We start from the raw sequence: 21,001 nt of genomic DNA, 5'->3' as shown, positions 1-21,001 counted from the left end.
GGCCTTTCGACGCGGTGCGCGAGACTCCGTGACGCCCCGCCACGCGAGGTGGGCGGCCCTGACGGCTGCCGCCGTCGTCGCCGTATCCGGTTGCGGCCCAGACCAACCCGACTACCAGTCGCTGTGGTCGACCACCCCCACCACCACCACTGCGTCGTCGGACGAGCCGCCGGAGTCCATCTCGGCCTACCTCGAACGCATCGGCATCACCGGCGAACCCCTCCCCCCCGACGGTCTGCCCGACCTGGCGGTGAACGTCCCGACGCCGCCCGGATGGCTGCCCTACGCCAACACCAACCTCTCGCCGGGCACGCGGATGATCGCCAAGGGCGACACCTATCCGACGGCCATGCTGCTGGCCTTCAAGCTCAACGGCGACTTCGACGTGCGCGAGGCGCTCAAGCACGCCGACGGCGACGCGCGGTTGTCGAAGAACTTCAAGGAACTCAACACGTCCGACGCCGACTACGACGGCTTCCCCTCGGCGATGATCGAGGGCACCTACGACCTCAACGGCCAACGCATGCAGAGCTACAACCGCATCGTGATCGCCACCGGCAAGCCCGTGCGCGAGGGCATTCCGGGGCAGCGTTACCTCATCCAGCTGACGGTGACCACGTTCGCCGACGAGGCACAGGCACAGGGCCCGGACATCGAGGCCATCATCAAGGGCTTCACGGTCGCCGCGAAGTAGTTCCCGGCGCGCCGAGCCTGCAGCGACGTCGCCCGCGTGATTTCGCCGACGCCGGGATGGTGCGCTAGCCTGAACGGCGATCACGGCGAGGGTGGCTCGACCACCGTCATCGACGGGACGAACCCGCAGCGACGCTGCGCCTGACCCTGGCCGTGCCCCGAATGATCCGCACCAGGCACCAGGAGCAGCAGATGGCCAAGTCGGCCCAGAGCACCAACAATCTCACCGCGACCGTTCGCGAGAAGACCGGCAAGGGCGCCTCGCGCCGCGCGCGCCGCGAAGGCCGTGTCCCCGCCGTGCTGTACGGCCACGGCACCGATCCCCAGCACCTCGAGCTGCCGGCCCGCGACCTGGCCGCCGTGCTGCGCCACTCCGGCACCAACGCCGTGCTGACGCTCGACATCGCGGGCAAGGAGCAGCTGGCGCTCACCAAGTCGCTCGAGATCCACCCGATCCGTCGCACGGTCACCCACCTCGACCTGCTGGTGGTCCGCAAGGGCGAGAAGGTCACCGTCGAGGTCACCGTCGCCGTCGAGGGCGACGCCGCCCCCGGCACGCTGGTCACCCAGGACACCGCGGCCATCGAGATCGAGGCCGAGGCGCTGTCCATCCCCGAGGGCCTGACCGTCTCGGTCGAGGGCGCCGAGGCCGGCACCCAGATCACCGCCGGCGAGATCGAGCTGCCGTCGGGCGTCACCCTGGTGTCCGATCCCGAGCTGCTCGTCGTCAACGTCGTCGTCGCGCCCACCGCCGAGGACCTCGAGGCCGAGGGCGCCGGCGAGGAGACCGAGGCCGAAGCCGCCGACGAGGCCGAGGGCGAAGGCGACGCCGAGGGCGAGGACGCCGCGGCCGCCGAGTCCGAGTAGTCGCCCGTGGCCGAGCCCCTGCTGGTGGTCGGCCTGGGAAATCCCGGGCCGCAGTACGAGACCACCCGGCACAACTTCGGTTTCCTGGTGGCCGACGTGCTCGCCGACCGCATCGGCTCGGGGTTCAAGGTGCACAAGAAGTCCGGCGCCGAGGTGGTCACCGGCCACCTCGGCGGCCGGTCCGTGGTGGTCGCCAAACCGCGGACGTACATGAACGAATCGGGTCGGCACGTGGGACCGCTGGCGAAGTTCTACTCGGTGCCGCCCGCCGACGTGATCGTGCTGCACGACGAACTCGACATCGACTTCGGCCGCATCCGGCTGAAGTTCGGTGGCGGGGCGGCCGGGCACAACGGGTTGCGGTCGGTGACCGCAGCACTGGGCACCAACGACTACCTCCGCGTGCGGCTCGGCATCGGCCGCCCGCCGGGGCGGCAGTCCGGGGCGTCGTTCGTCTTGGAGAACTTCAGCTCCCGGGAGCGGCCCGAGCTGGCGACCATCGTCGAGCAGGGCGCCGACGCCACCGAGCTGTTGATCCGCGACGGGCTGGAGCCCGCGCAGAACGTCGTACACGCCTGGGGTTAGCCGGGTCTGCGCACGCCGCTGTCGACCACCCTGGTGGGCTTGTGCGGGAACCGTTTCTCGGCGTGCGCCTTGGCCGCCGATCCCGGTAGCACGTAGAGCGTCTCACGCTTGTCCTGCAGCGGCCGTAACACGGTGTCCATGAACGCCTTCCGGTCGTCGAGGTACGGCTCGATGACCTCTTCCCCCGCCGGGCACACCGCCAGGCAGTACGCCGCCTTGTAGTTCGGCTTGAACGCCAGGCTCTGCCACATCGACGCGTTCTCCGAATCGGTGACGCGCGAACGAAAGTCGGCCGCGTCGTCGCTGTCGGCGATGGTCTGTACCCAGTCGGTGAAGCCGCCCATGAACTCCCGGTAGTTGTGCACCGAGCACGCCATGAAGTCGAATTCACCGTCCTTGCCGATGGCTCCCACCGGGCAGGCCGCCACGCACAGCTTGCACTCCAGGCATGGCGAGTAGTCCAGCGGTTGGCCATGACTGGAGATCGGTGCATCGACGACGAGCGTGGCCAGCAGGATGAAATTGCCGAACCGCGGGTGGATGACGTTGCGGTGGATGCCCATGACCCCCAGCCCGGCCGCCACCGCCACCGGCTTGTGCGCGATGACCCAGATCCGCCCGGGGAAGCGATCCATCTCCATCGGGAAGGTGGCCGACGGGTTGAGGGCCCGGTGGCCGGCGTCCTGCAGGGCGCGGGTGATGCGGTGCGCCGCTTCGTTGATCACCTCGCCCGTGCGGTGGAACTCCTGATTGGCCACGCTGCGAGCGGTGGAGCGCACGTTGTCCCGGTTCATCTTGGCCACCAGCGAGACGTAGCTGCGCGCGCCGGGCAGGGCGGCCTCGGCGTGTTCGCGTTCCGACGCCAGCGCGGGGTCGTCGACGCGGGCGAACGCCACGTCGTCGGCGCCTGCGGCAAGGCAGACCGCGCGCAGCCAGTCGGCGTCGACCAGGGTCGGCCGAGGGCGCGGGCGTTCGCGCACCGCGCGGACGGTGGGGTGGTCGGCGAGCCGTGGCGGCAGGGGGTGCGTCATCCTCTGAGTATAGTTGGCTGAACTTAGCTGCCGTCAAGGCGTGGCCGCCTACACTCGGCCGGGTGCTGATCTGGATCAACGGCGCCTTCGGCGCAGGCAAGACCCACACGGCATTCGAACTGCACCGGCGCCTGCCGAACTCGCACGTCGCCGACCCCGAACTCCTCGGCTTCGCCATCCACCGGATGCTGCCCGCGGCAGCCCGCGACGACTTCCAAGACCGGCCGCAGTGGCGCAGCGCCGTCGTCGCCACGCTGGCCGACGCCGTCGCCGCCCAGAACGGCGGTCCCGTGTTGGTGCCCATGACGGTGGTCGACGAGGACTACTTCGACGAACTCGTGGACGGCCTGACGGCGGCCGGGGTGCACGTGGCGCACTTCGCGCTGCAGGCGTCGCCGGACACGCTGGAGAAGCGACTGCGCACGCGCAGCGCGTACTGGATCGGCGCGGCCATGGGACGCCCCGAGACGTGGGGGATACGACAGATCCCGCGATGCGTGGCCGCGCTGGCGACACCGCGCTTCGCCACGCACGTGCCCACCGACGGCCGCACCGTCGACGAGGTGGTGGAGGACGTCGCGGCGCGAGCAGGTCTGCGCCTCGTCCACCCGCGGCTCTCGCCGGCGCGCTACCAACTACGCCGCCTCGCGGTGGCGGCGCGGCACGTGCGGTTCTAGGTGACCAGCGAGACCGAGTTCGCGCGGCGCAGCTTGCCGGACGGCGTCTTCGGAATGGTGCCCGGGCCCAGCACCACCACGTTGCGCGGCCGCACGTCGACCTCGGTGACGACCTCGTGGGCCACCTCGTGCTCGATGCGGCGCACCTCGGCCGGGTCCTGCCACGCGTTGGACTCGACGGCCACCGCGAAGGTCTCCCGCGAGTGGCCGGCATCCAGGCGCACGGCGACGGCGCAGCCGGGGCGCACGCCCTCCACACGGCCCGCGGCGCGCTCGATGTCGGTCGGGTAGATGTTGCGGCCCGCCATGATGATGACGTCCTTGACGCGGCCACACACCACGACGTTGCCCTCCTCGGTGAGGTAACCGAGGTCGCCGGTGTCGTACCAGCCGTGCGCATCCTGCGACGGCAGGAAGCCGCCCATCGTGATGTACCCCGGCGTGACGCACTCACCGCGCAGCTCGATGACGCCGACGCCGCGGGCGGGCATCACGTCGCCGTTCTCGTCGACGACACGCGCCTCCAGGTCCTGCAGCAGCGGGCCCAGCGACGCGAGGCGGCGCGTGTTGCCCTTGGTGGCCGGGACGGCGCGGCGCAGCGCGGCCAGCAGGTCGGCGTCCACCTCGTCGACCACCAGACCCGCGTCACACGGCGAGAACGACACCGCAAGGCAGGTCTCGGCCATGCCGTAGGCGGGCAGGATGGCCGAGGACCGCAGGCCGAACGGCTTGCCCGCGTCGAGGAGGTCCTCGACGTCGGCGGGCTCGACCGGCTCGGCGCCCGAGAGCGCGAACCGCAGCGTGGACAGGTCGAAGTCGCCGGGCTTGGCCTGCCGGCGCAGCCGCTTGGCCAGCAGCGCGTAGGCGAAGTTGGGCGCCGCGGTCATGGTGCCCTTGTACTTGTCGATGAGCTTCGCCCACAACAGGGTGTCGCGCAGGAAGTCCATCGGCGTCACCTTGACCAGCTCCGCGCCGAAGTACATCGGGATGGTCAGGAAGCCGACCATGCCCATGTCGTGGAAGCAGGGCAGCCAGCTCACCATGACGTCGGTGTCGACGTCGTACTGCGCGCCGACGAACATGGCCTCGGCGTTGGAGTGGATGTTGCGGTGCGTGATCTGCACGGCCTTCGGTGACCCCGTCGAGCCGCTCGTCAGCTGCATCAACGCCAGGTCGTCCTCGCCGGTCTCGACCGGGTCGATCGGCTCGGCGGCCAGCAGGTCGGCGACCTTGAGGACCTTGATGCCCTTCTCCTCGAGCACCGGGGCGGCGACCAGGAACGGCTCGGAGATGATCACGGCATCGGCCTCGATCATGCCGATGACGTTCATGGTGTCCTCGGCCCACACGGCCAGGTCGGTCCGGGGCGTCGGCTGGTGCAGCATGGTCAGGCTGGCGCCGCGCATCCACACGCCCTGCGCGGTGGGAGCGATCTCCACCGGGAAGCCCGCGAGGACGCCGACGGCGTCACCGTGCCCGACACCCGCGGCCGCGAGTCCGCCTGCGATGCGGCGGGCACGCTCGTGGACCTCGAGCCACGTGTGCCGCACCGGCTCGTGAGGCTCGCCCGTGACCATGCCACGGCTGCTCTCGTGCGCGTTGCGGAACATCTTCTCGGTAAATCTGCTCACCACGACCTCCTGGTGTCCGGCGACTGTGCCCGGTGATCCATGCTCCACCCGCGGGCAGTCGTCGCCGTAGCGGGACGCACATACGAATCGGGCGCAGTTGTGTTGCGAAACGATGATGACGCCGGCAGGACCGCCTGCGCATCCGCGCACCAGCCGGTCCGAGGGCCAGTGCCGAACCGACCGCCGAACCACCCGCCGGGAGACCCGACGAGCAAGGACGTCACGAGGGACGCACGACCGGTAGTTTTCACCGTCGCTCATCTTAAGAGACTCTTAAGTAACTGCCAAACCATTCGGGCAACCGAGTTGATCACAGCCGCATCGCCGCAGGTGAGGAGCGGGCGCGTCAGCGCGACGAGGTCGCGGGAACCACCCGCGCGCCCGGCACCGGTCCGCTGGCGGCGCGCACGGTGCGGCACACGCCCTCCCCCGCCAGCTCCACGCCCACGTCGAGGGCCGCCGACGGCGTCGCACACAGGAACGCGCACGTGGGCCCCGAACCCGACACGATGCCGGCCAACGCCCCCGCGTCGACGCCCGCGGCCAGCGTCCGCCGCAGCCGCCCGTCCAACCCCACGGCCGCGGCCTGCAGATCGTTGCCCAGCAGCGGTGCCAGCCGCGCGGCGTCACCGGAGGCCAGCGCACTGAGCAGCGGCTCCGGATCGCCCAGCCGCGCCGGGCCGCCGTCACCGGCCTCCCGCAGGCGGTCGATCTCGGCGAACACCTGCGGCGTCGACAGGCCGCCGTCGGAGAAGGCGAGCAACCAGTGGAACGTGTTGCGCGCCAGCACCGTCGCCAGCTGCTCGCCGCGGCCGGTGCCCAGCGCGGTACCGCCGTGCAGGCTGAACGGAACGTCACTGCCCAGCTCGGCGGCCAGCGCGTGCAGGTCGCGACGCGGCAGGCCCAGCTCCCACAGCGAGTTCATGGCCACCAGCACGCCCGCGGCATCCGCGCTGCCGCCGGCCATGCCTCCGGCGACCGGGATGGACTTCGCGATCGAGATCTCGACGTCGGGGGCGCGTCCGACGTGGTCGGCCAACAACTCCGCCGCCCGCCATGCCAGGTTGGCGCCGTCGGTGGGCACGTCCCCGGCGCCCTCGCCGGTGACGTCGAGGGACAACACGTCCGCCGCGCGCACCGTCACCTCGTCGAACAGTGACACGGCATGGAACACCGTGGTCAGCTCGTGATAGCCGTCGTCGCGGAGGTCGCCCACCCCCAGATGCAGGTTGACCTTGCCCGGCACGCGGACCGTCACGGCACCCGTGGGAACCCAGTCAGAGGCGGGACGTCCATCGGATGCGGGCACGCCACGACACTAGTCGGGCGAACGCGTCGGAGGGCAAACTCGGCGGGCAACCGTGGGGCCACCCGGAACCGGGCTACGACGTGTGGATCTGCTCCTGCTGCTCCTGATCGGCGTCCGCCGTACCACCGGGCGTCCAGCCCGAGCGCTGTAGCAGCCGGACGAAGTCGGCGATGCTCAGCGTCTCGCCGCGGCGTGCGGGATCGATGCTGGCCGACAGCAGCCGTTCGGCGGATTCGTTGCCCGACCCCGCCCACTCGGCGAATGCGTTGCGCGACGTCTTGCGACGCTGCGCGAACGCGATGTCGATGAGCTTGAAGACCGCGTCGCGGAACTCCGGATCGGTGGGCCACCGGGGCGCCGTACCCTCCGGCACCTCGTACCGGTCGATGCGGACCAGACCCGAGTACACCCGCGGAATGGGCCAGAACACCGTCGGCGAGACCATGCCGTAGCGGCGCACGTTGCCGTAGAAGCGGACCTTGGCACTCGGTACGCCGTAGTCCTTGCCACCGGGCTCGGCGGCCAGACGCTCGGCGACCTCGGCCTGCACCATCACCATGACGGTGCGGATGGTCGGGAACTCGGCCAGCACGTGCAGGATGGCGGGCACCGCCACGTTGTACGGCAGATTGGCGACGACGGCGGTGGGCTGCTCTTCGAGGTCGCCCTTGGTGAGGGTGAGGATGTCGTGCGGGATGACGGTGAGGCGCGTGATCTCGCTGTGCGAGTGCTCGCCGATGGTCTTGGGAAGCTGGCGGGCCAGCACCGGATCGATCTCGACGGCGGTGACCTTGGCACCGCGGTCCAGCAGCGCGAGGGTCAGGGAGCCGAGGCCCGGGCCGACCTCGAGGACGTGATCGTGCCGGTTGATGCCGGACGCTGACGCGATGCGACGCACGGTGTTGGCGTCGTGCACGAAGTTCTGCCCGAACGACTTCCGCGGCCGGAAGTCGAGCTCCTTGGCCAGATGTCTTATCTCGGTGCGACCGAGCAGCCTGATGGTCAGCGGACTCCCAACCTTCCACTACACGTCGGCCAGGCACCCCACCCTTGGCGCGCCCTCGTTACTTCAGCAATCGCGATCTGCTCTTCCCTCGTTGCGAGATCCGCGCGCTGAGCATAGCGCAGACCACCGTTGCGCTCCCATGTGTTTTGGTCAAATTGCACACCACCGTAAAAACCGTTGCCGGTGTTGATGGCCCAGTTACCTCCCGCTTCGCACTGCGAGAGGGCATCCCACGTGGCGCCCTGAGATACCGGGGGCACCTCCGTGCCCGGTTTGGCGCCCACCCGCACGACGGCGTCCTTGGCCGGGGTCAATACGACATTGGCTACTGGCAACCTGCCGGTCTCCACGCCGTTCACGCTGGCGACTGCAAACGTGACGTCTTGCGTCCCAGGCGTTCCCGCGTCTTCGACCACGCGGCGGCTCATGTTCACGTCGGGGTCGGGGATCTCGTGGTTGGCCGGCGCCAGGGGCAGTCGCTCGGTGACCTTCGCGATCCGCACCCGCGTCACCCGCACCTGCATGCCGTCCACCAGCGGCGCCGACGCCGGCGGATCCACGGTGTCGCTCTGCTGCAACGGAGCGCCGGCGGCCTCCAGCATCCCGGCGACGTTGGCGGCAGGCACGCGCACCGTCCGCACCACGCCGCCATCGTCGAGTTGCACCGTGCGCGCGCTCACCACCGGCAGCGACATGCCCTCCAGCGGCACCCGGGTGGCGCGGGACGCCGCGGCGGGGGCGGTGTCGGTCAGCGAGAGCTGGGCCAGCGCATCCTGCACCGTCGACGCCGTGGTCCACACCTCGCGGCTGCCCTGGCCGTCGAGCGAGATCTGCACCGGACGGCTGCGCTGCAGCACGATGGTGTCCGCGTCGTGCACGTCGGCGTCGGCGGCCGGGAAGAGATCGTCGCGATCGCCGACGCTGAAGCCGTTCTCCTCCACCACGTCGAGCACGTGGGCCTTCATCGTGGACACCGTCATGGTCGTGCCGTCCACGGAGAGCGTGACGGTCTTGTGCGACGCGACGGCCGTACCGCCCGCGAAGGTCAGGCCGGCCAGCAGCATCCCGACGGAGACCCGCAGCATGGGCGAGCGCGACTGATGAAGTTTGTGCAAGGCATTCAAGATCGACAATCCCAGCGAGTCATGGCCAGCAAACCCCTGGGGGGCGTGACCGGCTGTTTCATCACAAGACGGTAACGAAGCCCCCTGGCCGCGGCAACTCGCGTCACCGGCGCAATCCGTAGGTGACGCGCGCGTTCCGCGCGGTCTGGGCTGCCAGATCCTCGGCCGGCACCCCGCGGACCTCGGCCAATGCCCGCACGGTATAGGGCAGGCAGTACGACTCGTTCGGTGCCCCCCGGTACGGGTGCGGCGTGAGGAACGGCGCGTCGGTCTCCACCAGCAGCAGATCCGCCGGGATGAGCACCGCGGCCTCTCGCAACGCCGCGGCATTGCGGAAGCTAACGGTGCCGGACAGGCTCATCAGCCACCCGGCGTCGGCGCACGTGCGCGCCATCTGCGGCCCCGACGAGAAGCAGTGGAAGATCACGGTCTCCGGGGCGCCCTCGGCCCGCAGCACGTCGAGCACCTCGGCGTCGGCGTCGCGGTCGTGGATCATCAGCGGCTTCCCGTGACGCTTGGCCAGGTCGACGTGCCAGGCGAACGCCTCGCGCTGTTCGGCGGGCTCGGCGCACCCGTCCAGACGGCCGGGCCAGTACATGTCCATGCCCGTCTCCCCGATCGCGACGACGCGGGGATGGGCGGCGAGGCGCTCCAACTCGGCGCGCGCCGCGGCGTCCAGTGCGTTGGCCCGCGTCGGGTGCAGCGCCACCGCGGCGTACACCCGGTCGTCCCACTCGGCGGCGGCCACCGCCCACCTCGCGGCCTCGAGGTCGTCGGCGATCGTGACCACAGCCTCCACGCCGACGCTCGCCGCGCGGTCCAGAGTCGCGTGCACGTCGGCCGCGTCCCGGGCGCCGCACGCATCGAGGTGGGTGTGCGCGTCGATCAGCGGCGCCAACGGCTCCGGCAGCGGCGGCGGCTGGCGATCGTTTCTCGGCACGACACTAGACAATAAGGTGAGTCGCGATGAGTACCGATTCGCCTTCCCCAGCGCCGTCCCAGCCCGGGCAGCCGTTCTACGTCACCACGGCGATCGCCTACCCCAACGGCAAGCCGCACATCGGGCACGCCTACGAGTACGTGGCGACCGACGCCATCGCCCGCTTCAAGCGGCTCGACGGCTTCGACGTCCGGTACCTGACCGGCACCGACGAGCACGGCCTGAAGATGGCGCAGACCGCCGCGGCCGAGGGCATCCCCACCGCCGATCTCGCGCGCCGCAACTCCGACGCGTTCCAGGCCATGCAGGAGAAGCTGGGGGCGTCCTTCGACCGCTTCATCCGCACCACCGACGCCGACCACCTCGAGGCGTCGGCGGCCATCTGGCAGCGGATGGAGGCGGCCGGCGACATCTACCTCGACTCGTACTCCGGCTGGTACTCGGTGCGCGACGAGCGCTTCTACACCGAGGACGAACTCGAGACGCGCCCCGACGGCGAGAAGTACTCGCGCGAGACCGGCACCCCGGTCACGTGGACCGAGGAGCAGACCTACTTCTTCCGCCTGTCGGCCTACGCCGACCGGCTGCTCGCCCACTACGCCGCCCATCCCGAGTTCATCGGGCCCGACGTGCGGCGCAACGAGATCGTCAGCTTCGTCTCCGGCGGACTGCGCGACCTGTCGATCTCCCGGACCACGTTCGACTGGGGCGTGCCCGTGCCGGGACATCCCGACCACGTCATGTACGTCTGGGTGGACGCGCTGACCAACTACCTCACCGGCGCCGGCTTCCCGGACACCGACTCCGAGACGTTCCGTCGGTACTGGCCCGCCGATCTGCACATGATCGGCAAGGACATCATCCGGTTCCACACCGTGTACTGGCCGGCGTTCCTGATGTCGGCGGGCCTGGAACTGCCCCGCCGCGTGTTCGTGCACGGGTTCCTGCTCAACAGCGGCGAGAAGATGAGCAAGTCCGTCGGCAACGTCGTCGACCCGAGCGCGCTGGTCGACGCCTTCGGGCTGGACCCGGTGCGCTACTTCCTGCTGCGCGAGGTGCCGTTCGGCCAGGACGGCAGCTACAGCGAGGACGCGATCATCGGCCGCATCAACGCCGACCTCGCCAACGAGCTGGGCAACCTGGCCCAACGATCGCTGTCGATGGTCGACAAGAACCTCGGCGCCCGGGTTCCCGAGCCCGGCGAGTTCACCGACGCCGACCTCGAGCAGCTCGACGCCGTCGACGCGCTGCTGCCCAAGGTGCGCGCCCACTTCGACGTGCCGGCGATGCACCTCGGTCTCGAGGCCATCTGGTCGGTCCTCGGCGCGGCGAACCGCTACTTCTCGGCGCAGGAACCGTGGGTGCTGCGCAAGTCCGACGACCCGGCGGATCAGGCTCGCTTCGCCACCGTGCTCTACGTGACGCTGGAGACCGTGCGCGTGGCCGCGCTGCTCGTCCAACCCGTGATGCCGGGTTCGGCGGCCAAGCTCCTGGACCTGCTGGGCCAGCCCGCCGATGCCCGCACCTTCGCGGCCATCGGCACGCGCCTGGCGCCCGGGACGGACCTGCCGAAACCCGAGGGCGTGTTCCCCCGCTACCAGGTGGAGTGATCTGGGTCACGATCCGCCCCGGTCCTGTCACACTTCGACGGGCACCGGTGTCTCGAGGTCAGCCCGGCTCGCACCAGCGGCCGGCACGACCGAAGGAGTGGTCATGACCCAGAACGTTCACGTCGTCGTCGTCGGTGGCGGGTACGCGGGCGTGCTCGCCGCCAACCGGCTGCGCACGCACCCGGACGTCGTCGTCTCCCTGATCAACCCGCGACCGATGTTCGTCGAGCGGATCCGGTTGCACCAGTTGGTCACCGGGTCCGACGACGCCGTGGTCGACTACGCCGACGTGCTCGGCGACCACGTGCGGCTGGTCGTCGACAGCGTGGCCACCATCGACGCGGCCACCCGCACCGTGACGCTGGCCTCCGGCGGCACCGTCGACTACGACTATCTGATCTACGCCGTGGGCAGCACGGGTGCGACGCCGCCGGCGCCGGGCGCCGCCGAGTTCGCCCATTCGCTCTCCGAATTCGAGGACGGCGAGCGACTGCGCGCCGCGATCGCCGCGCTGCCCGAGGGACGACCCGTGACGGTGGTGGGGGCCGGGCCGACCGGCATCGAGACGGCCGCCGAACTCGGCGAGGCCGGCCACGCGGTGACGCTGGTGTGCGGCGGCGTGCTGGGGCCCTACCTCAGCAAGCCGGGCCGACGGTCGGTCGCCAAGGCGATGCGCAAGCTCGGCGTCACCGTCCTCGACGGTCCCGCGGGCACGGTCACCGCCGTGGGCCGGGACGCGGTGACGCTGGCCGACGGACGCGACCTGCCCAGCGCGCTGACCATCTGGACCGCGGGGTTCGGGGTGCCGCAGCTGGCGGCGCGCAGCGGTCTGCGCACCGACGCACTGGGGCGCCTGCTCACCGACGAGACGCTCACCAGCCTCGACGACCCCAGGATCGTCGCGGCCGGCGACGCCTCCGCCCCGTCGGGCGTCCCGCTGCGGATGAGCTGCCAGGCCGCCCTGCCGCTGGGCGCCCAGGCCGCCGACACCGTGCTCAGCCGGATCGCGGGGACCGAGCCCGCCACGGTGAACCAGGCGTTCACCGGCCAGTGCATCAGCCTGGGCCGCAGGGCCGCCACCATCCAGCTCGCCCACCTCGACGACACCGTGCTGCCGCTGTACGTCGGCGGCCGCCTCGCGGCGGGTCTCAAGGAGGCCGTGTGCAAGGGCACGGTGTCGTTCCTGGCGAAGGAGGCGCGCACGCCGGGGTCCTACTTCTGGCTCAAGGGCGGCAAGCGGGCGCAGCGGGTGGTCGTTCGGGCGGGTCGGCCCGGGACCCGATGAGATCCACCGAGCACGCCGAGCGCTTCACCGCGCTGCGGCCCCTGCTGTTCACCATCGCCTACGAGATCCTGGGCTCGGCGACCGAAGCCGACGACGTGCTGCAGGACGGCTACCTCCGGTGGGCCGAGGTCGACCTCGCCACCGTCGGGGACACCAAGTCCTACCTCGCCAAGCTGGTGACGCGCCAGGCGCTCAACGCCTTGCGCGCGCAGTCGCGCAGACGCGAGGAGTACGTGGGCCCGTGGCTACCCGAACCGCTGCTGCTGGACACCACCGACGCGGCCGACGACGTGGTGCTCGCCGAGTCGGTGTCGATGGCGATGCTGGTGGTGCTGGAGACCCTGGGCCCCGAGGAACGGGCGGTGTTCGTGCTGCGCGAGGTGTTCGGCTTCGACCACGACGAGATCGCGGCCGCCGTCGGCAAGTCGACGGCGGCGGTCCGCCAGATCGCCCACCGCGCACGCGAACACGTGCGGGCCCGCCGCAAGCGGTTCGCGCCCGTCGACCCGGAGGCCTCGCTGGCGCTCACCGCACGGTTCTTCGCCACGGCGGCCGGCGGCGACGTCGGGGGCCTGATGGGCATGCTGGCGCCGGACGTGGTGTGGATCGCCGACAGCGACGGAAAGGCCAGCGCCGCACGACGTCCCGTCTCGGGCTCGGACGCGGTGGCACGCCTCGTCGTCGGTCTGATCCGCCTCGGCGGCCCCGAAGGGCGGGCCGAACCGGCGTTCTACAACGGCGCGCCCGCGCTGGTGCTGTACCTGGGCGACCGGCTCGAAGGCGTGGTCTCGGTCGACGTCGTCGACGGCAAGATCGCGAACTTCTACGCCATGCGCAATCCGGACAAGCTGGCGGGCGTGACGGTGTCGCGGGAGATCGGACGCGTCTGACAAGCTGATGACGTGCACGTCGAGCGGCTGGCCGTACCGGGAAGTGCCGCAGCGACGTTGCGCGCACTGGCCACGGCGACCGCGCGGCTCGGCCTGCCGCCGCCGGCGGCGCTGACCGGCGACTGGTTTCACTCGCGCGCCGTCCTCGTCCCCAGCGTCGCCGTCCACCCCGTCGACCCCGCCGCGGTGTTCGACGTCGCCTCCGGCGAGGGCCCGGTCGCCGACGGTGTCGTCGGCGGCGGCTGGGTGGGGTACCTGTCCTACCCCGATGCCGCCGCCGACGGGGCGGGCCCCCGCGTCCCCGAGGCCGCGGGCGGCTGGACCGATTGCGTCCTGCGGCAGGACCGCGCCGGCGACTGGTGGTACGAAACCCTCTCCGGCACAGCGCTTCCCAGTTGGATCGAGACGGCCATGGCCGAGCCCGCGCCCGCCGCGCCACATCACGTGGACTGGCGGGCACCGGATCGCGAGGAGCACCGTCGCGGGGTGCTGGCCTGCCTGGAGGCGATCCGCGCCGGCGAGGTCTACCAGGCGTGCGTGTGCACCCGGTTCACCGGCCGACTCGAGGGCCGCGCCGTCGACGTCTTCGCCGACCTGGTGGGCGCGACCGCGCCCGCGCGCGCTGCGTTCGTGGCGGGCGAGTGGGGCGCGGTGGCCTCGCTGTCGCCGGAACTCTTCCTGGCCCGCCATGGCGAACGCGTCGTCTCGAGCCCCATCAAGGGCACCCTGCCGCTGCACCGGCCGCCTGCGGCACTGCGGACGTCGGTCAAGGACGTCGCGGAGAACGTGATGATCGTCGACCTGGTGCGCAACGACCTGGGGCGCGTCGCGGCCACCGGCACGGTCACGGTGCCCGAACTGCTCGCGGTGCGGCGCGCTCCCGGCGTGTGGCACCTGGTGTCGACGGTCGCCGCCCGGGTGCGCCGCGACCTGCCCACCGCCGCACTGTTCGAGGCGACGTTCCCGCCGGCGTCGGTCACCGGGACCCCCAAGGCGCGCGCCCGGGAACTGTTGAGGCGCTGGGAACCCCGTCGACGCGGAATCTACTGCGGGACCGTCGGATTCGCGTCACCGGTGGCCGGCTGCGAGTTGAACGTGGCCATCCGAACCCTGGAGATCTCGGCCGACGCGACCGTGGTGCTGGGCGTCGGCGGCGGCATCACCGCCGATTCCGACCCCGATCGCGAATGGCAGGAGTGCCTCGACAAGGCGGCGTCAATCCTGTCGCGCACGCAGCACGGCGTCGTAGAGCTCCCGTCGTGACGGCGCGCCGGGGTGCTCGGCGACCACCTCGGCGCACGCATCCTTGACGCGCATGCCGGTCTCGACGCGCGCCAGCACCTCGGTCACCAGCGTGGCGGTATCCGTCCGGGGCACCGCACCGGCCAGCACCACCGTGATCTCGCCGAGGACGCCGTCGGCCGCCCACTCGGCCAGCTCGGCGAGCGTGCCGCGCCGCACCTCCTCGTGGGTCTTGGTCAGCTCGCGGCACACCACGGCGCGGCGGTCCCCGCCCAGGACGTCGACGGCGTCGCGCAGCGCGTCGGCGAGCCGGCGGGGCGACTCGAAGAACACCGCGGTGCGGCGCTCGGTGGCCAGCTCCCCCAGCCACGCGGCGCGGGCGGCCTGCTTGCGCGGCGCGAAGCCCTCGAAGCAGAACCGGTCGGACGGCAACCCGGAGACGGCCAACGCCGTCGTCACCGCCGACGGCCCCGGCAGGCAGCTGACGGTCAGCCCCGCCGCCGCGGCAGCCACCACCAGCCGGTAGCCGGGATCGCTGATCAACGGCATCCCGGCATCGCTGACGACGAGGACCGTCGCCCCGGAGGCCACGTCGTCGAGCAGCTGCGGGACGCGCGAGGCCTCGTTCTGATCGAAGAAGCTGGTCACGCGGCCCGCAAGGGTCACCCCCAGCGACTGCGCCAGCAGGCGTACCCGTCGGGTGTCCTCCGCGGCGATCACGTCCGCGCTGCCCAGCGCGTCGACCAGACGCGCCGAGGCGTCGCCGACCTGGCCCAATGGCGTGGCTGCAAGCAGCAGGCGGCCTTCCGTCACACCGGACAGCCTACGATCGCAGTCGTGAGCGCCCCGACCACCGACGCCGCTGCCGACGCCCGCGAGGAGCCGGCGGAGGGTCGGCGCGCGGTGCCGGTGATCAGCCCGGCGCCGTTGCTGCCCGTGCCGGACTTCGAGCCGGTGGACCGGCTGCAGGGCTGGGCCATGACGGCGGTGATCCTGGCGTTGGCCGCCCTGACCCGGTTCCTCAACCTCGGTTCGCCGACCGATGCCGGCACGCCGATCTTCGACGAGAAGCACTACGCGCCGCAGGCCTACCAGATGCTGGGCAACCACGGCGTCGAGGACAACCCCGGCTACGGCCTGGTGGTACACCCCCCGATGGGCAAGTTCCTCATGGCCATCGGCGAGGCCATGTTCGGCTACAACGGCCTGGGCTGGCGGTTCAGCGGCGCGGTGTGCGGCGTCGTCCTGGTGGTGCTGGTGGCGCGGATCGTGCGGCGCATCACGCGGTCGACGCTCATCGGCGGCATCGCGGGTCTGCTGATCATCGCCGACGGCGTCAGCTTCGTGACGGCGCGCACCGCACTGCTGGACGTGTACCTGGTGGTGTTCGTGGTGGCGGCGTTCGGCGCGCTCATCGTCGACCGCGACCAGATGCGCGAGCGCATGCACGTCGCCCTGCTGGAAGGCCGCATCGGGGAGACGCCGTGGGGACCGCGGCTGGGCGTGCGGTGGTGGCGCTTCGGGGCGGGCGTGCTGCTGGGGCTGGCACTGTCGGTGAAGTGGTCGGGGCTGTACTTCGTGCTGTTCTTCGGCGTGATGACGTTGGCGTTCGACGTCGCCGCCCGCAAGCAGTACCGGGTACCGCGGCCGTGGGTCGGCACCCTGCGCCGTGACCTGGGCCCCACCGCATACGTCTTCGCGCTGATCCCGGTGGGCGTGTATCTCGCCAGCTACGGGCCGTGGTTCGCATCCGAGACCGGGGTGTACCGCCACGAGGAGGGGCGCACCATCGGCGAGGGCGGTCTGCTGCCCGACGCGGTGCGCTCGCTGTGGCACTACATGGCGTCGGTGTACAAGTTCCACTCGGGGCTGACCAACGCCGCGGGCAACCACCACCCGTGGGAGTCCAAGCCATGGACGTGGCCCATGTCGCTGCGCCCGGTGCTGTATGCCATCGACCAGCAGGACGTGGCCGGCTGCGGGGCGCAGTCGTGTGTGAAGGCCGTGATGCTGGTCGGCACGCCCGCGATGTGGTTCGTGGCGGTGCCGGTGCTGGGGTGGGCGCTGTGGCGGGCGGTGGTGAAACGCGACTGGCGCTACGGCGTGGTGCTGGTCGGGTACTTCGCCGGGTACCTGCCCTGGTTCGCCGACATCGACCGGCAGATGTACTTCTTCTACGCCGCGCCCATGGCGCCGTTCCTGGTGATGGCGATCGCGTTGATCCTCGGCGACATCCTGTACGCGCCACGGCAGAACGCCGAGCGGCGCACGCTGGGTCTGCTGGTGGTGTGCGGCTACATGGCGTTGGTGATCACCAACTTCGCGTGGCTCTACCCGGTGCTGACGGGGCTGCCGATCTCGCAGTCGACGTGGAACATGCAGATCTGGCTACCGTCCTGGCGGTAGCGATTGCCGTCGCGGGTCGTGAACGGCACCCGATCACGACCCTGACGGCAACCGGAAGCGGCTCAGTCGAGCGGGTCCCGGGCGGCGGGGCAGGACATGCAGCGCGGGCCGCCGCGTCCGGTACCGAGTTCGGACGCCGCGATGGGCAGCACCTCGATGCCCGAATCCATCAGGCGGGTGTTGGTCTCCGCGTTGCGCTCGTAGGCCACCACCACGCCGGGCGCGACGGCCAGCGTGTTGTTGCCGTCGTCCCACTGCTCGCGCTCGGCGGTGACCGGGTCCAGACCGGTGTCGATGACGCGCAGCTTGGCGATGCCCATCGCGTCGGCGGCTGCCTCGACGAACGGGGCCGCCCGGTCGATCGTCACCCCGCTGCCGGTCTGACGAATCGTGAACGCCGACAACGAGTCGACGATGTTGGGGTACATCACCACGGCGTCGCGGTCGACCATGGTGCACACGGTGTCGAGGTGCATCTGCGCGCGTTCCTGGGCGATGGGCACGGCGAGCACCGTGTGGGCCAGGCCGTCGTCGAACAGGCTGCGCGCCAGCGCCTCTGCTCCCGCCGGGGTGGTGCGCTCCCCCACGCCGACGGCCAGGACGCCGGGTCCGAGCAGCAGCACGTCGCCACCCTCCACCGGCGCCGAGCGCGACTCGTAGGCGCGCCGCACCCCGAGGAAGCGGGGGTGGTGGGCGTAGACGAGGTCGGTGAGCGACGTCTCGCGCACCCGGGCGGGCATGGACAGCGACGTGATGGCCACGCGGGGACCGATCCAGAACGACGAGTCCCTGGTGAACAGCAGGTTGGGCAGCGGGTCGATGACGAAGTCGGCACCGTGGTGCATGCGCCGCACCAGCGACGTCTCGCGCTCGCCGAAGGGCAGTTCGTCGAACGTCATGCCCGCCATCAGCACGTGCGCCAGCGGCGCGGCGTCGAGCGTGCGCAGGAAGGCCGACAGGTCGCGCGCCAGCGGCAGTCCCAGCCGCCGCGAGTCCACCGCGGCGGAGATGCCGTGCATGCGGGCGGCCCCACTGGCCAGCGACTCGGTGAGCAGGTCGGCCAGCAACAGCACCTCGACGCCGCGGGATCGCAGCAGCGCGGCGAAGGCGTCGTGTTCCTCCTGCGCCTTGGCCACCCACGGCAGACCGTCGAACAGCAGCCGGTCGTTGTTGCGGGGCGTCAGGCGCTGCAGTTCCGCGCCGGGGCGGTGCAGGATGACCGTCCGCAGCCTCCCCACCTCGGAGTCGACGCCCAGCTGAGTCGATGTCACGTCTAGCACCGTAACCGCGGCGCGGGCGTCGGTGTCGCCTTCGATCCGCGGTCCGCGGGCAGCGGCTCGGGCAATTAGGGTGCCCTCATGGGCCGTCGCGAACTCACGCCGGGCGAGATGTCGCATCGCAGCGGTGTCGCGGTGTCCGCGCTGCACTTCTACGAACGCGAAGGTCTGATCAGCAGCACGCGCACGACGGGGAACCAGCGTCGCTACGCCCGCGAGACCATCCGGCGCGTGGCGTTCATCCGGATGTCTCAGCGCCTGGGCATCCCGCTGGCGCGCATCCGCGAGGCGTTGGAGACGTTGCCGACCGATCGGGTGCCCACCAGCGAGGATTGGGCGCGGCTGTCGGCGGGGTGGCGCGCCGATCTCGACGAGCGGATCATGCACCTGGAGCGGCTCCGCGACAACCTGGCGGGCTGCATCGGGTGCGGCTGCCTGAGCTTGAAGGCATGCTCCCTGGCCAACCCCGACGACGTGCTCGCCGAACGCGGTCCGGGCGCCGCGAGACTGTGAAGTCGAACGCCTGTGCGATAGCATGCGCAGGTGTCCTTGTCGGTTCAGGGATCGCTGTTCGACTGCGCCGAGCGGCGAAATCTCAGTGACGGTGCGTGGATCGACGTCCGCGCCGGCTGGCTGTCCGGCCACGACGAGCTGTTCGACGAACTGGTCGAGACCGTGCCCTGGCGCGCCGAGCGTCGACAGATGTACGACCGGGTGCTCGACGTGCCACGGCTGGTGAGCTTTCACGACCTCGCGGTGTCGCCGGCCCCGCATCCGGTGATCGCCAAGCTGCGGGTGCGGATCAACGACATCTACGCCGGCGAATTGGGCGAGCCGTTCACGACGGTGGGCATGTGCCTGTACCGGGACGGTTCGGACAGTGTCGCGTGGCATGGCGACAACGTCGGGCGCAGCAGCACAGAGGACACCATGGTCGCGATCGTGAGCCTCGGGGCCACCAGGACCCTGGCGTTGCGGCCGCGTGGCGGCGGCTCGTCGCTGCGGGTGCCGCAGGGCCACGGCGACCTGCTGGTCATGGGTGGGTCGTGCCAACGCACCTGGGAGCATTCGGTGCCGAAGACGACGCGGCCGACGGGTCCGCGGATCAGCATGCAGTTCCGCCCGCGGGACGTGCGTTAGGACCCGCGTACCGCGTGTACGGCGGCGACGACGAGGTCGCGGGCCCGGCCGGTGTCCACCGCGGCGACGGGTCGTCCGGGGACCACCAGCGGATTGGCCGTGACGATCACCAGGTAGGTGCCGAACGCGGCGACGTAGTCGTACAGTTCGCCGGAGACCGGTTTGCCGTCGGCGACGGTCTGCACGACGCGGTGGGTACCGAGGACGCGGGCGGCCTCGATGCTGGGCGCCTCGGTGACCTCGACCAGGCCGCGGCCGGTGGGGCCTTCGAACGCCACCTTCTGGCAGTTCGCCCCCGGCTCGGGGAAGGACACCGGTTCCGACGTCTCGACGGCGATCGTGATGAACCGGTTGCCGGCGCCTTCCGCCGTGACGGCGGCCATGTTGCCCTTGAGACCCTGCGGCAGCTGCAGACCCTTAGCCAGGTCTCCGCAGTCGGCCGGGTCGAAGCGGATGCCCTGCGGGAGCGCCTGCGGAGCCAGCAGGCGGGGGTCGACGCCGGTGGGCGCCTGGGTGCTCACGGTGAACTCGGGGCCGAAGTCGGCCTTGAGGTCGACCACCTTGCCGATGTCGCCTGCGTCGGGCGTCGGGGCGGTGCCGGAGCAGGCCGTCAACAGCAGGGCGCACGCGAGGGCGATCGGGGTCCGCGACATCGGCGCCAATCTACCCGCCGGGCGGCGCCTCTCCCCGGATGGCCGACACGGTGCGCCTCAACAGATCGGCGGCGAATCCGGGGCCGAGGGCCCCGTCGGCGGCGCCGGGGTCGGTGCGCACCACGACGTAGACCACGGTGTCACCGAGGTGGGCGGCGAACGTGTCGGCCTGCGAATGGGTTTCGGTGCCGCCCTCGACGACGGTGGCGGTCTCGGCGCGCAGGCCCAGCGTGGTCGCGGACGGGACGTCGGGCGCGGGCACCTGTGCGACGGTGCCGGAGGTGTGCCCGGCCGCCACCGTGAACGACGGGCACGCCGCGCGGGTCTCCTCGTCCGGTGCGGTCGGCAGCGACGCGGCGATGGCGTACACGATGGTCCCGGGGCCCGACGCCGACCACCCGCGGACCGAGGACGGCGAGACCGCCGGGTCGACCAGACCGGCACACTGTGGCGGGCTGACCGACCAGGGGTCGCCGAATCCCCACAGCGCCAACGGGCTCACGCGCTTCGGTGGTGCCGAGAACTCGAAGCCTGCCGGCAGTGCGTCGCGGGCGCGGCCGACGGCGTCGAGGTCGAGGCGTAGGGGTGCCGCCGGGGTGGGCTGCCCGGGCGGCGGTGGCGCGGCGGGTGCGCCG

21 protein-coding genes are annotated in these 21,001 nt (G+C 71.2%); 11 read left to right on the top strand and 10 right to left on the bottom strand.

All coding sequences use genetic code 11. The annotated features are described in order from the left end of the window. The first annotated feature begins 28 nt into the window (after positions 1-28). The 3 genes from AC30CM_RS02605 to pth all read left to right on the top strand — a co-directional run bounded on the left by AC30CM_RS02605 (position 29) and on the right by pth (position 2,145). Positions 29-694, top strand: a complete 666-nt coding sequence (locus AC30CM_RS02605) for an LpqN/LpqT family lipoprotein (protein WP_490115261.1) — start codon at positions 29-31, stop codon at positions 692-694. Positions 695-885: 191 nt separating this feature from the next. Then, the gene (locus AC30CM_RS02600) at positions 886-1,560 is read left to right on the top strand and encodes a 50S ribosomal protein L25/general stress protein Ctc (RefSeq protein ID WP_490115260.1); all 675 of its coding nucleotides are present in this window, start codon (positions 886-888) and stop codon (positions 1,558-1,560) included. Positions 1,561-1,566: 6 nt separating this feature from the next. Continuing rightward, positions 1,567-2,145 (top strand): aminoacyl-tRNA hydrolase, encoded by a 579-nt coding sequence (gene pth, locus AC30CM_RS02595; protein WP_490115259.1) that lies wholly within the window; start codon positions 1,567-1,569, stop codon positions 2,143-2,145. On the opposite strand, the gene AC30CM_RS02590 is transcribed toward pth, so the two are convergent. After that, complete coding sequence (locus AC30CM_RS02590) at positions 2,142-3,176, bottom strand: epoxyqueuosine reductase (protein ID WP_490115258.1); 1,035 nt, start codon at positions 3,174-3,176, stop codon at positions 2,142-2,144. The genes pth and AC30CM_RS02590 overlap by 4 nt on opposite strands. Before the next feature lie 62 nt (positions 3,177-3,238). Between AC30CM_RS02590 and AC30CM_RS02585 the strand changes: the two genes are divergently transcribed. Then, on the top strand, positions 3,239-3,853 hold the full coding sequence (locus AC30CM_RS02585; RefSeq protein ID WP_490115257.1) for an AAA family ATPase: 615 nt from the start codon (positions 3,239-3,241) through the stop codon (positions 3,851-3,853). On the opposite strand, the gene AC30CM_RS02580 is transcribed toward AC30CM_RS02585, so the two are convergent. The 5 genes from AC30CM_RS02580 to AC30CM_RS02560 form a co-directional block, all read right to left on the bottom strand. After that, positions 3,850-5,484 (bottom strand): fatty acyl-AMP ligase, encoded by a 1,635-nt coding sequence (locus AC30CM_RS02580; protein WP_490115256.1) that lies wholly within the window; start codon positions 5,482-5,484, stop codon positions 3,850-3,852. The two genes, AC30CM_RS02585 and AC30CM_RS02580, sit on opposite strands and share 4 nt — an antisense overlap. Positions 5,485-5,830: 346 nt before the next feature. Continuing rightward, on the bottom strand, positions 5,831-6,793 hold the full coding sequence (locus tag AC30CM_RS02575) for a 4-(cytidine 5'-diphospho)-2-C-methyl-D-erythritol kinase (RefSeq protein WP_490115255.1): 963 nt from the start codon (positions 6,791-6,793) through the stop codon (positions 5,831-5,833). 73 nt (positions 6,794-6,866) lie between these two features. Beyond that, positions 6,867-7,799 carry a 16S rRNA (adenine(1518)-N(6)/adenine(1519)-N(6))-dimethyltransferase RsmA gene (gene rsmA / locus AC30CM_RS02570; protein ID WP_490115378.1) on the bottom strand — a complete coding sequence of 311 codons (933 nt, stop codon included), beginning with the start codon at positions 7,797-7,799 and terminating at the stop codon, positions 6,867-6,869. Next, complete coding sequence (locus tag AC30CM_RS02565; RefSeq protein WP_490115254.1) at positions 7,796-8,923, bottom strand: resuscitation-promoting factor; 1,128 nt, start codon at positions 8,921-8,923, stop codon at positions 7,796-7,798. Before AC30CM_RS02565 ends, rsmA begins: the two co-directional genes overlap by 4 nt. Positions 8,924-9,026: 103 nt before the next feature. Continuing rightward, positions 9,027-9,863: a TatD family hydrolase gene (locus AC30CM_RS02560; protein ID WP_490115253.1), complete on the bottom strand. Its 837-nt coding sequence runs from the start codon at positions 9,861-9,863 to the stop codon at positions 9,027-9,029. Between the two features lie 26 nt (positions 9,864-9,889). On the opposite strand from AC30CM_RS02560, the gene metG reads away from it, so the two are divergent. From metG to AC30CM_RS02540, 4 genes are all read left to right on the top strand, one after another. Beyond that, a complete protein-coding gene (metG, locus tag AC30CM_RS02555; protein WP_490115252.1) occupies positions 9,890-11,473 on the top strand; it encodes a methionine--tRNA ligase in 1,584 nt (527 codons plus the stop codon). Positions 11,474-11,576: 103 nt separating this feature from the next. Continuing rightward, on the top strand, positions 11,577-12,758 hold the full coding sequence (locus tag AC30CM_RS02550) for an NAD(P)/FAD-dependent oxidoreductase (protein WP_490115251.1): 1,182 nt from the start codon (positions 11,577-11,579) through the stop codon (positions 12,756-12,758). Then, positions 12,755-13,648, top strand: a complete 894-nt coding sequence (locus AC30CM_RS02545) for an RNA polymerase sigma-70 factor (protein WP_490115250.1) — start codon at positions 12,755-12,757, stop codon at positions 13,646-13,648. The genes AC30CM_RS02550 and AC30CM_RS02545 overlap by 4 nt, the downstream gene beginning before the upstream one ends. 12 nt (positions 13,649-13,660) lie before the next feature. After that, entirely contained in the window at positions 13,661-14,911 is a 1,251-nt protein-coding gene (locus tag AC30CM_RS02540) for an aminodeoxychorismate synthase component I (RefSeq protein ID WP_490115249.1), read from the top strand. Here the strand turns inward: AC30CM_RS02540 and rsmI are convergent. Then, positions 14,864-15,703, bottom strand: a complete 840-nt coding sequence (rsmI, locus tag AC30CM_RS02535) for a 16S rRNA (cytidine(1402)-2'-O)-methyltransferase (protein WP_490115248.1) — start codon at positions 15,701-15,703, stop codon at positions 14,864-14,866. The two genes, AC30CM_RS02540 and rsmI, sit on opposite strands and share 48 nt — an antisense overlap. A 90-nt stretch (positions 15,704-15,793) precedes the next feature. Here rsmI and AC30CM_RS02530 point away from each other — a divergent pair, with 90 nt between their 5' ends. After that, entirely contained in the window at positions 15,794-17,296 is a 1,503-nt protein-coding gene (locus tag AC30CM_RS02530) for a dolichyl-phosphate-mannose--protein mannosyltransferase (protein WP_490115377.1), read from the top strand. 62 nt (positions 17,297-17,358) lie between these two features. Here the strand turns inward: AC30CM_RS02530 and arcA are convergent, their stop codons facing one another. Continuing rightward, positions 17,359-18,567 (bottom strand): arginine deiminase, encoded by a 1,209-nt coding sequence (gene arcA / locus AC30CM_RS02525; RefSeq protein ID WP_490115247.1) that lies wholly within the window; start codon positions 18,565-18,567, stop codon positions 17,359-17,361. A gap of 87 nt (positions 18,568-18,654) precedes the next feature. On the opposite strand from arcA, the gene soxR reads away from it, so the two are divergent. Then, positions 18,655-19,086 (top strand): redox-sensitive transcriptional activator SoxR, encoded by a 432-nt coding sequence (gene soxR, locus AC30CM_RS02520; RefSeq protein ID WP_490115246.1) that lies wholly within the window; start codon positions 18,655-18,657, stop codon positions 19,084-19,086. Positions 19,087-19,116: 30 nt separating this feature from the next. Continuing rightward, positions 19,117-19,713, top strand: coding sequence for an alpha-ketoglutarate-dependent dioxygenase AlkB (locus tag AC30CM_RS02515; RefSeq protein ID WP_490115245.1), 597 nt, complete (start codon positions 19,117-19,119; stop codon positions 19,711-19,713). On the opposite strand, the gene AC30CM_RS02510 is transcribed toward AC30CM_RS02515, so the two are convergent. Next, the gene (locus tag AC30CM_RS02510; protein WP_490115244.1) at positions 19,710-20,366 is read right to left on the bottom strand and encodes a DUF5642 family protein; all 657 of its coding nucleotides are present in this window, start codon (positions 20,364-20,366) and stop codon (positions 19,710-19,712) included. The genes AC30CM_RS02515 and AC30CM_RS02510 overlap by 4 nt on opposite strands. 10 nt (positions 20,367-20,376) lie before the next feature. Further along, positions 20,377-21,001, bottom strand: a 625-nt coding sequence (locus tag AC30CM_RS02505; protein WP_490115243.1) for a DUF5642 family protein, incomplete at its 5' end; no start/stop codon positions are given.

This window comes from Mycobacterium sp. DHQP2018-32-09, assembly GCF_058148405.1.
The sequence above is the reverse complement of the archived record's forward strand: the minus strand, read 5'-3'. Positions and strand labels throughout refer to the sequence as shown.

What these genes read in the sequence shown, in the direction of transcription:
- AC30CM_RS02600 (WP_490115260.1), top strand. Translation starts at nt 886, where the DNA reads ATGGCCAAGTCGGCCCAGAGCACCAACAATCTCACCGCGACCGTTCGC.
- AC30CM_RS02590 (WP_490115258.1), bottom strand. Translation starts at nt 3,176, where the DNA reads ATGACGCACCCCCTGCCGCCACGGCTCGCCGACCACCCCACCGTCCGC.
- metG (WP_490115252.1), top strand. Translation starts at nt 9,890, where the DNA reads ATGAGTACCGATTCGCCTTCCCCAGCGCCGTCCCAGCCCGGGCAGCCG.
- AC30CM_RS02550 (WP_490115251.1), top strand. Translation starts at nt 11,577, where the DNA reads ATGACCCAGAACGTTCACGTCGTCGTCGTCGGTGGCGGGTACGCGGGC.
- AC30CM_RS02545 (WP_490115250.1), top strand. Translation starts at nt 12,755, where the DNA reads ATGAGATCCACCGAGCACGCCGAGCGCTTCACCGCGCTGCGGCCCCTG.
- soxR (WP_490115246.1), top strand. Translation starts at nt 18,655, where the DNA reads ATGGGCCGTCGCGAACTCACGCCGGGCGAGATGTCGCATCGCAGCGGT.
- AC30CM_RS02510 (WP_490115244.1), bottom strand. Translation starts at nt 20,366, where the DNA reads ATGTCGCGGACCCCGATCGCCCTCGCGTGCGCCCTGCTGTTGACGGCC.